A 12,045-nucleotide genomic window follows, 5' to 3' on the forward strand; every position below is an offset into this window, starting at 1 on the left:
CACTTGTTCAGGAACACGATGATGTAAGGCACGCCGACCTGGCGGGCCAGCAGGATGTGCTCGCGGGTCTGGGGCATGGGGCCGTCAGCGGCGGAGCACACCAAAATGGCGCCGTCCATCTGGGCCGCGCCGGTGATCATGTTTTTGACGTAGTCGGCGTGGCCGGGGCAGTCGACGTGGGCATAGTGGCGGTTCGCCGTCTCGTACTCGACGTGGGCGGTGTTGATGGTGATGCCGCGGGCCTTTTCTTCAGGTGCCGCGTCAATCTGGTCGTAACCTTTGGCTTCGCCGCCGAACTTGGATGCCAGCACGGTCGTGATCGCCGCCGTCAGGGTCGTCTTGCCATGGTCCACGTGGCCAATCGTGCCGACGTTGACGTGCGGCTTGGTCCGCTCAAATTTGCCTTTTGCCATTTTCAACTCCGAAAAGTTACAAAACCAGTTACTACTACGACCGGCAACAGCACACAGCGCGCCGCGCCAGCTCAAAAATGTGGTGCCCTTTGCGGGAATCGGACCCGCGACCTCTCCCTTACCAAGGGAGTGCTCTACCACTGAGCCAAAAGGGCTGAATTCAATCCATCTATCACTGCAACTTGCTACAACTTGCCGCAAAACCGACCTGCAGAACCATAAAAAGCTTTATGGAGCGGGAGACGGGAATCGAACCCGCGTCATTAGCTTGGAAGGCTAGGGTTCTACCATTGAACTACTCCCGCGCAGCTCTGCCAAATCGACTCGCACTCAACAACTCAAGCAACTTGCAACAAATTCCACAACACAAAGCCCGCTTTACAGCACCGCCCTGCATCGGCCGCTTACCCAAAATCAACAAAAATCTGGTGGATGAGGCTGGATTCGAACCAGCGTAGGCGTTAGCCAACAGATTTACAGTCTGCCCCCTTTAGCCACTCGGGCACCCATCCATTAAGCGAACCTCGGATTATGCCACGGTTTTATGTCATCGGGAATGCCGGGTGACTGCAAAAACCTTTAAAAAGCATAGACCGCCCCACCTTCGCAAGCGCCTCCAGGTCGCGGGGCCAGCAGCACCCACTCGCCTTCAAACGACCACGGCGATGCAGCTTGACGAAAGTCAGAAGCTTCATCAGACAGTGTGCACCAACTTATAAAACCCCATCCGCGACTGGCCGTAGCCGGCCGGGCGGTTTTCAGGACTGCGGGCTCTTGTCCCGCCACTCGCGCGCCTGCGAAAAATGCCCGCAGCCGATAAAAGGCAGGGGCGGCCGCAGCGCCGACAACGGTGACGGGTGGTTGGCCACCAGCACCTTGTGCCGGTCGACGTCGATCAGCGCACGCTTGCTTTGGGCATGCGCCCCCCACAGCATGAACACCACCGGATGGTCGCCCTGCGAAACCTGCCGGATCACCGCATCCGTCAAGACCTCCCAGCCACGCCCGGCATGGCTGGCCGGCAAGCCCTCCTCGACCGTCAGGCAGGTGTTGAGCAGCAGCACGCCGTCAGTCGCCCAACGCACCAGGCTGCCGCCGGGCACCGGAAACGCAGGCGGTGGCGTACCCAGGTCGCGTTGCAATTCCTTGAAAATATTGCGTAATGACGGCGGCAGGGGCACGCCCGGCGCCACGGAAAAGGCCAACCCTTCCGCCTGGCCGCGGCCGTGATAGGGATCCTGGCCGAGGATGACCACGCGCACCTGCTCCGGCGAAGTGAGTTCCAGCGCGCGCAGTGGCCGGGGGGGGAAGATCACGGCGCCGTCCGCCAGCCGGCCACGCAGAAAATCCAGCAGTTTCCGGCCGATCGGGCTGGAAAAAAACTCCGCCGTGGCAGCCTCCCAACCGGGCGCTACCGGCCAGGCCGACGGGTCTGCGCTGGTCAGGTGGTCCGCCGCGCCCGCGGCTGACGCACTGTCCAGGAACAGGTCGTTCATGGCCGGAACTATTCCTCGCCGAAAAGCTGCGCCAGGGCGACACCCGGGTCGTCTGCCCGCATGAAAGCCTCACCGACCAGGAAGGCGTTGACCTTGGCCTCACGCAGGCGCTTGACGTCGGCAGGGGTGGAAATGCCGGATTCCGTGACCAGCAGGCGGTCTGCCGGCACCTTGCCGAGCAGGCTGAGGGTCGTGTCCAGCGAGACCTCAAAAGTCTTGAGGTTGCGGTTGTTGATGCCGATCAGCGGCGTCCTGAGCTTCAGCGCCCGCTCCAGCTCGGCCTCGTCGTGCACTTCGACCAGCACCGCCATGTCCAGCGAGAAGGCCAGCGCCTCCAGCGCCTTCATCTGCGCGTCGTCCAGGCAGGCCGCAATCAGCAAAATGCAGTCGGCCCCCATCACACGCGCCTCATACACCTGGTAGGCGTCGACCATGAAGTCCTTGCGCAGCACCGGCAGGGCGCACGAGGCCCGGGCCTGCTTCAGGTAGTCCACACTGCCCTGGAAAAACTGCCGGTCGGTGAGCACGGACAGGCAGGCCGCGCCATGCTCCGCATAGCTTTGCGCAATGTCGGCCGGAATGAAGTCGGCACGCAGCACGCCCTTGGACGGACTGGCCTTTTTGACTTCGGCAATCACCGCCGGCTTGCCCGCCGAGATTTTGGCGCGCAGCGCGCCGACAAAGTCCCGCGTGAGCACACGCGATTCGGCGTCTTCACGCATCACGGCCAGCGGCTTGCGTTTGATGGCCTCCGCGATTTCTTCGCGCTTGACGGCAATGATCTTGTCGAGGATGTCGGACATGGTGTTCAGGCTGCCAGGGTTTGGGTGATGGAAACAAGCTGCGCGAGGCGGGCCTTGGCCGCGCCGGACTCCAGGGCGCCACGCGCCTTGACAATTCCTTCCTGCATCGAGGAAGCCACATTGGCCGCGTACAGCGCTGCCCCGGCGTTGAGAATGACAATGTCGCGCGCCGCGCCCGGCTGGTTGTCCAGCACGCCCAGCAGCATGGCTTTGGACTGCTCCGGCGTTTCGACGCGCAGCGCGCGGTTGCTGGCCATGGTCATGCCGAAGTCCTCGGGGTGGATTTCGTATTCGGTGATCTCGCCGTTTTTCAGCTCCCCCACGATGGTGGCGGCACCCAGGCTGACCTCGTCCATGCCGTCCTTGCCATACACCACCAGCGCATGCTCGGCGCCCAGGCGCTGCAGCGCACGGATCTGGATGCCCACCAGGTCGGGGTGGAACACGCCCATCAGGATGTTCGGGGCGCTGGCCGGGTTGGTGAGCGGCCCGAGGATGTTGAAAATGGTGCGCACGCCCAGCTCCTTGCGGATGGGCGCGACGTTTTTCATGGCCGGGTGGTGGTTGGGAGCAAACATGAAACCCACGCCGGCTTCTTCAATGCAGCGGGCAATCGCCTCGGGCGTCAGGTTGATGTTGATGCCCAGGGATTCCATGACATCGGCACTGCCCGACTTGCTGCTGACGCTGCGCCCGCCGTGCTTGCTGACCTTGGCGCCCGCCGCCGCCGCCACAAACATCGAACAGGTCGAGATGTTGAAGGTGTGCGAGCCGTCGCCACCCGTGCCGACGATGTCCACCAGATGGGTCTTGTCGGCCACATTGACCTTGGTCGAAAACTCGCGCATCACCTGCGCGGCGGCCGTGATCTCACCGATGGTTTCCTTCTTGACACGCAGGCCGGTGATCAGCGCCGCCATCATGACCGGCGACATCTCGCCGCTCATGATCAACCGCATGATGTGCAGCATCTCGTCGTGAAAGATCTCGCGGTGCTCGATGGTGCGTTGCAGGGCTTCCTGCGGGGTGATTTTGTGGGTGTTCGGCATGGGGGTCTCCTTACTTGCTCGGATTGTCGGACAAAGCCAGCTTCAGGCCAAAGCCGATGAACATGCAGGCAGCGACCCGGTCCAGCCAGTGCATGCCGCGCTGCACGGCATCGCGCCGGGCCATCCAGGCGGCGGCCAGGGCCCAGCCCGAGTTGACCGGGATGGCGTTGAGGTTGAACAGCAAGCCCAGCAGCACAAAGGCCAGGGCCTTGTTGTCAGCATCCGGCGCAATGAACTGCGGCACAAAGGCCAGGAAGAAAATCGCCACTTTGGGGTTGAGTACGTTGGTCAGAAAGCCGCCCCGGAAAATCGCTTTCAGGCTGCGCGGTTTCTCAGCGGCGGCCGCAGCGATCAAGTCCGGCGCGGCCTGCGGTGCCTTGGCCAGCAGAATCTTGATGCCCATCCACAGCAGGTAAGCCGCCCCGATGTACTTGAGCACAGTAAACGCGGTGGCAGAAGTCGCGAGCAGTGCGCTCACGCCGAGGGCCGCCGCGAAGATATGCACGAAGCAGCCGGCCGTGATGCCGAGTCCGGCCACCACGCCCGCGCGGGCACCGGAGCGCAGCGAATTCGTCACAATGTAGAGCACATCGGGCCCCGGCGTCAGGTTCAGCAGCCAGCCGGCCGCGATGAACAACAACAGGTGCTGAAAGTCAGGCATGGCAAAGCGTCCTTATGCGTTGAAAAACTGACGGACGGCCGCCACCGCGCGGTCCACCCCTGCCGCTTCTACATCGAGATGCGTGACAAAGCGCAGCCGGTACAGGCCCGTCGCCTGAATGCCGTGATCAAGCAGGTGCTTGAGCAGGGCTGCAGATTTGTCCCGCGCCGCGCCGGTCAAGTCCACAAACAGGATATTGGTCTCGGGCGCTTCCACCTGCAAGCCCTCAATCCCCGCCAGACCGTCGGCCAGTTGCCTGGCCAGCGCATGGTCCTGCGCCAGGCGTTCAATGTGATGGTCCAGCGCGTAGCTGGCGGCGGCCGCCAGCATGCCGGCTTGGCGCATCGCACCGCCCGCCATCTTGCGGACCCGACGCGCCCGCGCAATGAACTCGCGCGAGCCGCACAGCGCGGAGCCCACGGGCGCGCCCAACCCCTTGCTGAAGCAGACCGACACGCTGTCAAAACACCGCGCGATGCGGCGCGCTTCAGTTTGGGCGTCGCTGCCGGTCAGCGCGGCCTGTGCCACGGCGGCATTGAACAGGCGCGCGCCATCCAGGTGCCGGCTCAGGCCTTTGCTGTGGGCCAGCCCCGTGGCCTGCTGCAGATAGTCAAAGGGCAACAGCTTGCCGCCCAGCGTGTTTTCCAGTGCCAGCAGGCGGGTACGCGCAAAATGCGGGTCGTCGGGCTTGATGGCGGCTTCGACGTCAGCCAGCGCCAGCGTGCCGTCAGGCTGGTGGTTCAGCGGCTGTGGCTGCACGCTGCCAAACACCGCGGCCCCGCCACCTTCCCAGCGGTAGCAGTGCGCCATCTGGCCGACGATGTACTCGTCGCCGCGCTGGCAGTGGCTCAAGATCGCGCAGAGGTTGCTCTGCGTGCCGGTGGGCACAAACAGCGCGGCTTCAAAGCCCAGCATGCCGGCAATTTTTTCCTGCAGCGCATTGACGCTGGGATCGTCGCCAAACACATCGTCGCCCAGCGGCGCGGCCTGCATGGCTGCGCGCATGGCGGGGGTGGGCTGGGTGACGGTGTCACTGCGAAGATCAACAGTCATTTCGGCCTTTCGCCAAGTTACAACGGGGACTAACAGCTATCAGATATATAGCTGACGAGGTCATGCCCGCTGCACCAGGAAGTTCTTCAGCATCGCATGGCCGTGCTCGGTCAGGATGGATTCGGGGTGGAACTGCACGCCTTGAATGGGCAGTTCCTTGTGGCGCACGCCCATGATCTCGCCGTCATCCGTCCACGCGGTGACGGCCAGCACCTCCGGGCAGGACGACTTTTCAATGGCCAGCGAGTGGTAGCGGTTCACGACAAACTGCTCCGGCAGGGCGGCAAACACACCCTGCTGCGTGGTGGTGATCAGGCTGGTCTTGCCGTGCATGAGCTGCTGGGCCCGGATGATCTTGCCGCCGAAGGCCGCTCCTATCGCCTGGTGACCCAGGCAGACGCCCAGGATGGGCAGCTTGCCGGCGAAGTGCTGGATCGCCGCCACCGAAATGCCGGCCTCGGCCGGCGAGCAAGGCCCCGGCGACACCACCAGGAGATCAGGCGCGCGCGCGGCGATGCCCTCCAGCGTGATCTCGTCGTTGCGAAAGACTTCAACCTCGGCGCCCAGCTCACCAAAGTACTGGACGATGTTGTAGGTGAAGCTGTCGTAGTTGTCGATCATCAGGAGTTTCATGATCCTGCCCCTTCTTTCAGGCGCGCGAATTCGCCATGCTCAAACTCGATAAACGCGGCAATCATGGCGCGGTAGGTCGCCTCCATGACGTCCTCGGGGGCGCCGGCCTGCCTGGCCTGCGCACGCACGCGGTCGATGATGAAATCGATGCGCGCCTGGTCGTACACCTGATCTGAGCGCTGCTTGATGCGTGCGGCCTGGGCCACATAGCCGCTGCGCTCGGCCAGCAGGGCCACGATGCGGTCATCGAGCGCATCGATGTGCCGGCGCACGTCGGCCATGGTGTCACAGTGCTGGACAGTTATCTTGCTCATTCCAGACCCTCCTCAACCAGTTCGCTGGCACGCAGCAAGGCGCGCGCCTTGGCTTCCGTTTCTTTCCATTCCAGCTCGGGCACCGAGTCGGCCACCACGCCGGCCGCAGCCTGCACATACAGGGTCTGGTCCTTGATGATGCCGGTGCGGATCGCGATGGCCACGTCCATGTCGCCCGCATAACTGAGGTAGCCGCAGGCGCCGCCATACAGGCCGCGCTTGGTGGGCTCCAGCTGGTCGATCAGTTCCATCGCGTGCACCTTGGGCGCGCCGGTCAGCGTGCCGGCCGGAAAGGTCGCCTTGAGCACATCCATGCTGGTCATGCCATCGAGCAGCACGCCTTCGACGTTGCTCACGATGTGCATCACATGGCTGTAGCGCTCGACCGCAAAGGCTTCGGTCACCTTGACGGTACCGGTTTTGGCGATGCGGCCGATGTCGTTGCGCGCCAGGTCGATCAGCATCACGTGCTCGGCGCGCTCTTTCGGGTCATTGACCAGTTCCTGCTCGACCGCCTTGTCGGCCTCGGGGGAGGAGGCGCGCGGGCGGGTGCCGGCCAGCGGACGGATGGTGATTTTCTGCTCGAACATGGCCCCCACGCTTGCCACTGCGTGTGCTGCGCTGCCCCCCGAGGGGGCCGTGCCTTGCTCGGGGCGGCCCTTCGCGGCGGCCGCCGCCAGGGGAACCTGCTCCTGCCGCACCAGAATCTCGGGCGACGCCCCCACCACATGGAAATCACCAAAGTGGTAGTAGTACATGTAAGGCGAAGGGTTGAGCGCGCGCAGCGCCCGGTACAGGCTCAGCGGCGACTCGGTGTAGCGCTTCTTGATGCGCTGGCCGACCTGCACCTGCATGAAATCGCCGGCCTCGATCAGCCGCTTGGCGCGCTCCACCGCGGCAATGTAGTCGGCCTTGGCAAAATCCCGCTCGGCCGGATAGCCCTGCGAGGGCTTGACGACCGGCGCGCTGACGGAGTATTTGAGCTGTTCCCTGAGTTCGCGCAGGCGCTTCTTGGCGTTGGCATAAGCCTCGGGCTGGGCCGGGTCCGCGTACACGATCAGGTAGAGCTTGCCCGATAGGTTGTCGATCACGGCCAATTCTTCGCACTGCAGCAGCATGATGTCGGGGCAACCCAGCGTGTCCGGCGGGCAAGTGGCCTCCAGCTTCTTCTCGATGTAGCGCACCGTGTCATAGCCAAAGTAACCGGCCAGCCCGCCGCAAAAGCGCGGCAAGCCGGGCCTGAGCGCAACCTTGAACCGTTTTTGGTAGTCACTGATGAAGTCCAGCGGATTGTCCCGCGAGGTTTCAATGACCCGGCCGTCCGTCACCACCTCGGTGAGCATGTCGGCCCCGAAGCCCGAGCAGCGTATCAGCGTGCGCGCGGGCAGGCCAATAAAGCTGTAGCGGCCAAAACGCTCGCCCCCTACCACCGACTCCAGCAGGAAGCTGAATTTGCCGCCGTCTTTGGCATTGGCGAGCTTGAGGTAGAGCGACAGCGGGGTTTCGAGATCGGCAAACGCCTCCAGCATGAGCGGAATGCGGTTGTAGCCCTGGCTGGCCAGGCTTTTAAATTCGAGTTCAGTGATCACAGTGGGTCCTTCATCAGGGCGGGCGCGTTGTGGGCGCCTGCGCCTGTCATTCAAAACGCCCCGAAGTCCGGGGCCGGGATGCTCGTTGCGTGGCGCACGAGCGCATCAATTCAGGAGGGCGCGGGGACTGCTGCAAGGGCACGGTCAGGCGGTACAGCTGACACGTGTACGCCTCAGGCGTGCGCGAGATGACAGGTACGCCAGGGCCAGGCTCCCCGGCCTGCACAACCTGTTTGAATGATGCGATGAATGAACATGTAGCCCAAAGTGTAGCAAAGAAGACCCCGACCGAAAGGGCCATCGTGGCAATTCGTGGCGTCCGGGAAATTCCGGTAAATGGGCAGACTCCCCTAATCAGCAGCAGGTAGCCCCATCCATCTGGCAAACCCTATAGCCGCCAGCGCGTCGCGGGCTTGAAAATAGCCTCACAAAAAAAAGAACGACCGTTCTATTTAAACCCGTTGGAGACTTTCATGACTTTGTCTTTGTCTTTGCCTTTGTCTTTGTATAAGCAGTGCATCACCGGTCTGGCCGGGCTGATGCTGTCACTTGGCGTGCTAGCTGCGCCGGTGGAGATTTCGGGGGTCAAACTGGATGATCCGGTGGAGCTGCATGGCACGAAACTCCAGCTCAATGGCGCCGGCGTCCGCTACAAGGCGGTGTTCAAGGTGTATGTGGCGGGCCTCTACCTGGGCAAGAAGGCCGCCACGCCCGAAGAGGTGTACGCGGCACCGGGCCCCAAGCGCCTGAGCATCACGCTGCTGCGCGAAATCGACTCCAACGAGCTCGGCAAGGCATTTACCAAAGGCTTTGAAGAAAACACGCCCAAAGGCGAGATGTCCAGGCTGATCCCGGGCCTGATCAGGATGGGCCAGATCTTTGCCGACCAGAAAAAGCTGCTGCCCGGCGAAAACTTCACCATTGACTGGATTCCCGGCACGGGCACCGTGCTCACCGTCAAGGGCAAGCAGCAGGGCGAGCCGTTCAGGGAAATTGAATTTTTCAATGCCCTGATGCGCATCTGGCTGGGCCCGCAGCCCGCAGACTGGAAGCTCAAGGACGCCTTGCTGAGTAAAAGCTAAAGCTCAAGCGGTTGAAGGGTGCATCGGACTGCGCACACCAGGGGCGGGCCGCCAGACCACCTGCCTGCCGGCGGCAGCCCCCCTCCCCCAGCTGGAGGCACTGCGCTTATATCGCGACGCCCGCGGTGCTCGCCAGGTATTTCTCCAGCACGCCCAGCTCTTCCGCCGTGGGCGCGCCTTTGCCGCTGATGACGGCATAGATGTTCCCCCGGAAGCCGTCGCGCGGGTAGTAACTGAGGTAACCCCAGCCGATCAGCATCTGGTTGAAGGCGCTTGGCGAAAAACTTGCGCTCGCGCCCGCCACCAGGGCGGAGTTCACGCGCAGCTTTTGCGACCCTGGCGCACAGGTGAACGACACCACGGACGGCACATTGACGGGCAGCTTGGTGGAGCTGGCCAGTTGCACGGTCTGGCCGTTGGCATCCACCCATTTCGCGCCAGGGCAGCTGTTGGTGAAATTGAGCTCTGACGTGAAACGGGCCTCGGCCTGTGACGCCTGAAACAGCACACCGGTGTTGTACTGGCCGGGCACGCTCACCGCCGCGATGGCAAAGTGCGAATCCTCCAGGTTGTACGGCACCCGGTTCCTGGGATTGGGCTGTATGCCGGGCATCTTGAGCGACTTCTTGCACCAGAAGCCCCAGGTGTTGTAGACCGCATGGTCCGAGTTCTTTTTGCCGTTGGTCACGCGCATCACCGGCACCGACATCGCCCCCATTCCACCATTGGCCTTGTTGACCCAGTTGATCATTTCCAGGGCGTTGCCGGCGCTGGAGCCAAAGCCGGAGTCGGAGATGGCGCGCACCGGCTCGCCGGCGGCGGCGGGAGCGCCCTGCAGGTAGTCGGTGTACCCGTCGGCGAGATCCCATTTGGCGGCGTTGTATTTCGCCAGGATCGCCATCGCGGCGCCCGGCAGGCTGGTGGCCGCATAGGCGACCGGGTCATTGAGCGAATAGATCTTGCGCTGTGGCGGAACCTGGCCTGACAGCTGGCCATCGCTGGTATAGGTCAGCGTCGCGATGCGGTTGGCCTCGGGCACGTAGGTGAAGGTGTCCTGGCCGTTCGCGCCAGCAGGAATGGTCAGCACCGTTTTGCTGAACGTGCCGCCGTTGTTCGAGGACACCCCTATGCTCACAGGCGCCGCCAGATTCCCGCGGGCGTAGACCGTGATGGTGAGGGGCGTTCCCGCCAGCGCATAACCCGGCCCGTCGTCAAACAGCACGGCTTTGGCGATCCCGGCGGATGCCTTCAGCGGGCCCGAGACCGACGGCTCCAGCGTCTTGTTCTGGTGCCAGCCCGGCACATGGTTGATCGCGTAATTGCGGATGGGCCAGTGGTTGCCACCCATCCAGCTGTAGATTTCGCAACCGGCTGCGCGTGCATAGCTCACGGCCCTGGAGAACATGGCCTGCCACCGCAGGTCATCGATCGGCATGCCGGTTTCGGTCAGCGCCAGCTTGACACCGTTGGCCTTGGCCCAGTCCGTGGCAATCTTGATGCGGTCGGCGCCGGTCGACTCCGTGATGGAGCCCACGCCAAAGCCCGCGCTGTAGTTCTTGGCCACTTCGGTGTCATAGTCAAAGGCCGCGCCATTGCTGTACGCATCCAGGTACATGTGGACTTCGTAGATGAGGTTGCTGCCCATCAGCGGGAAACCCGGATTTTTCGTTCCGACGAACATGGCCGAATCCCACAGGTTCCCGGCAACATAGATGGGATTGCCAGCGTCGATGGTGCGAATTGCATTGATGGCGGCCTGCGCATAGGCCGGCCAGATCGTCAGGTCTTCGGCGGTTTTGACGGCGTCTTCATTCCACGCAACGATGCCGCCCGGCTGGGGCATATCGTGCGGTTCGTTCATCAGGCCGTAGCCGCCAAAACCGGGGTGGCTGCCCCACTTGGCCGCCACACGTGTCCAGAAATCCGTGAAATGGGCTAGCGTGAGCGTGGCGCCTGCGGCCAGTGCAAAAATCCGCGTGCGCACCTGCGTGTTGTCGGTCGTGTAGGGCCTGATCAGCGGATCCGACGGGACCGTCAGGCCAATCACGGAGCCGTCAGCCTGGTACTTGAAGTCCTGGTAGCGGCAGTAGTTGTGGTTGTCGATGATGCACTTCGTGCCGGCCGCCGCATGTGCGTCGAGGACGCCGGTGATGTAAGACTCGTAACCCGGATGAAATGCGCCCGGGCTGCCGATGGCAGCGATGGCTGCAGCATTGGCAAAGGTACCGGGCAACATGGGCTGCAACAACTCCCACTGGATGGGCAGGCGGTTCTTGGCGTAGCCATTGGCCGCCAGGTAAGCGACGTCCTGCGCACGCGGCACGGTGAAGTTCAGGTTGGGTGCCGTGCTCATGCCGAAGCGCAAACCGGGCTTGGCCCACTCCATGCCGGAAAGATTGGTGCCCATGGGCACGCCCGAAATCGTGGTCGTTGGTGGGGGGGGCGTGGTGGTCCCGCCCGGGATCGTCTTGATGGGGCGCCCGGCCGAAGCCACGCCCAAGCCACCGAGAGCGGCTGCCGCAACGGCCGCCTTTGAAAATTCACGTCTTTGCATGGGGAATCCTTCAATTTGCAGGTGGGCGCTTCCTGCGCCAGGGGCCGGCCTGACAAAAATGGACAAGTCGGCAAATTCACGCTTGTTACAGCGGCGGGTGTACTGTGAAGCGACTCGCGCAAGCTCGGCAGCTATGTGTGCTGGCGCACACTATTTGTAAGAATTCACCTACGTGCATTAAGGTGGGTTTGACATTGGCGAAATGCCAGGCTGTAGGAAGACTCCTACGGCCCATTTGAAGCTTTCGTGCTCGTTTTACCGTCACAAACCTTCTTCCATGCACCACAAAGTTTGCGGATTTCAGAAAATTGTTTGTAGGCGCATTCCTACAAGCCTCGCTGCACCGCAAAGGCTGAAACGAGACCGTGAATGTAGGACGAGACTTACAGCAGGCGAGC

At 62.8% G+C, this 12,045-nt stretch carries 11 protein-coding genes and 3 tRNA genes; 1 reads left to right on the plus strand and 13 read right to left on the minus strand.

What is annotated here, in order from left to right; all coding sequences use genetic code 11:
* From AC1DUB_RS15140 to AC1DUB_RS15195, 12 genes are all read right to left on the minus strand, one after another.
* On the minus strand, positions 1-413 hold a 413-nt coding region (locus tag AC1DUB_RS15140; RefSeq protein ID WP_477730190.1), incomplete at its 3' end, for a GTP-binding protein.
* Positions 414-493: 80 nt separating this feature from the next.
* Positions 494-568 (minus strand) — tRNA-Thr (locus AC1DUB_RS15145).
* A 76-nt stretch (positions 569-644) separates the two neighbouring features.
* A tRNA-Gly gene (locus tag AC1DUB_RS15150) sits at positions 645-718 on the minus strand.
* A 121-nt stretch (positions 719-839) separates the two neighbouring features.
* Positions 840-925 (minus strand) — tRNA-Tyr (locus AC1DUB_RS15155).
* A 246-nt stretch (positions 926-1,171) separates the two neighbouring features.
* A complete protein-coding gene (locus AC1DUB_RS15160) occupies positions 1,172-1,909 on the minus strand; it encodes a uracil-DNA glycosylase (RefSeq protein ID WP_477730191.1) in 738 nt (245 codons plus the stop codon).
* Positions 1,910-1,917: 8 nt separating this feature from the next.
* On the minus strand, positions 1,918-2,712 hold the full coding sequence (trpC, locus tag AC1DUB_RS15165) for an indole-3-glycerol phosphate synthase TrpC (RefSeq protein ID WP_477730192.1): 795 nt from the start codon (positions 2,710-2,712) through the stop codon (positions 1,918-1,920).
* A gap of 5 nt (positions 2,713-2,717) precedes the next feature.
* Complete coding sequence (gene trpD, locus AC1DUB_RS15170; RefSeq protein WP_477730193.1) at positions 2,718-3,761, minus strand: anthranilate phosphoribosyltransferase; 1,044 nt, start codon at positions 3,759-3,761, stop codon at positions 2,718-2,720.
* A 10-nt stretch (positions 3,762-3,771) separates the two neighbouring features.
* The gene (locus AC1DUB_RS15175) at positions 3,772-4,422 is read right to left on the minus strand and encodes a LysE family translocator (RefSeq protein WP_477730194.1); all 651 of its coding nucleotides are present in this window, start codon (positions 4,420-4,422) and stop codon (positions 3,772-3,774) included.
* Between the two features lie 12 nt (positions 4,423-4,434).
* The gene (gene ltaE, locus AC1DUB_RS15180) at positions 4,435-5,475 is read right to left on the minus strand and encodes a low-specificity L-threonine aldolase (RefSeq protein ID WP_477730195.1); all 1,041 of its coding nucleotides are present in this window, start codon (positions 5,473-5,475) and stop codon (positions 4,435-4,437) included.
* A 60-nt stretch (positions 5,476-5,535) separates the two neighbouring features.
* Entirely contained in the window at positions 5,536-6,108 is a 573-nt protein-coding gene (locus tag AC1DUB_RS15185; RefSeq protein ID WP_477730196.1) for an aminodeoxychorismate/anthranilate synthase component II, read from the minus strand.
* Positions 6,105-6,422 (minus strand): chorismate mutase, encoded by a 318-nt coding sequence (locus AC1DUB_RS15190; protein WP_477730197.1) that lies wholly within the window; start codon positions 6,420-6,422, stop codon positions 6,105-6,107. The genes AC1DUB_RS15185 and AC1DUB_RS15190 overlap by 4 nt, the downstream gene beginning before the upstream one ends.
* Positions 6,419-8,011, minus strand: a complete 1,593-nt coding sequence (locus AC1DUB_RS15195) for an anthranilate synthase component I family protein (RefSeq protein WP_477730198.1) — start codon at positions 8,009-8,011, stop codon at positions 6,419-6,421. Before AC1DUB_RS15195 ends, AC1DUB_RS15190 begins: the two co-directional genes overlap by 4 nt.
* A 473-nt stretch (positions 8,012-8,484) precedes the next feature.
* Here AC1DUB_RS15195 and AC1DUB_RS15200 point away from each other — a divergent pair, with 473 nt between their 5' ends.
* Positions 8,485-9,093 carry a chalcone isomerase family protein gene (locus tag AC1DUB_RS15200; RefSeq protein ID WP_477730199.1) on the plus strand — a complete coding sequence of 203 codons (609 nt, stop codon included), beginning with the start codon at positions 8,485-8,487 and terminating at the stop codon, positions 9,091-9,093.
* Between the two features lie 106 nt (positions 9,094-9,199).
* Here AC1DUB_RS15200 and AC1DUB_RS15205 read toward each other — a convergent pair whose 3' ends face one another.
* A complete protein-coding gene (locus AC1DUB_RS15205; RefSeq protein ID WP_477730200.1) occupies positions 9,200-11,647 on the minus strand; it encodes a cellulase family glycosylhydrolase in 2,448 nt (815 codons plus the stop codon).
* Positions 11,648-12,045 lie beyond the last annotated feature (398 nt).

This window comes from Polaromonas sp. P4_F9 (assembly GCF_056401235.1).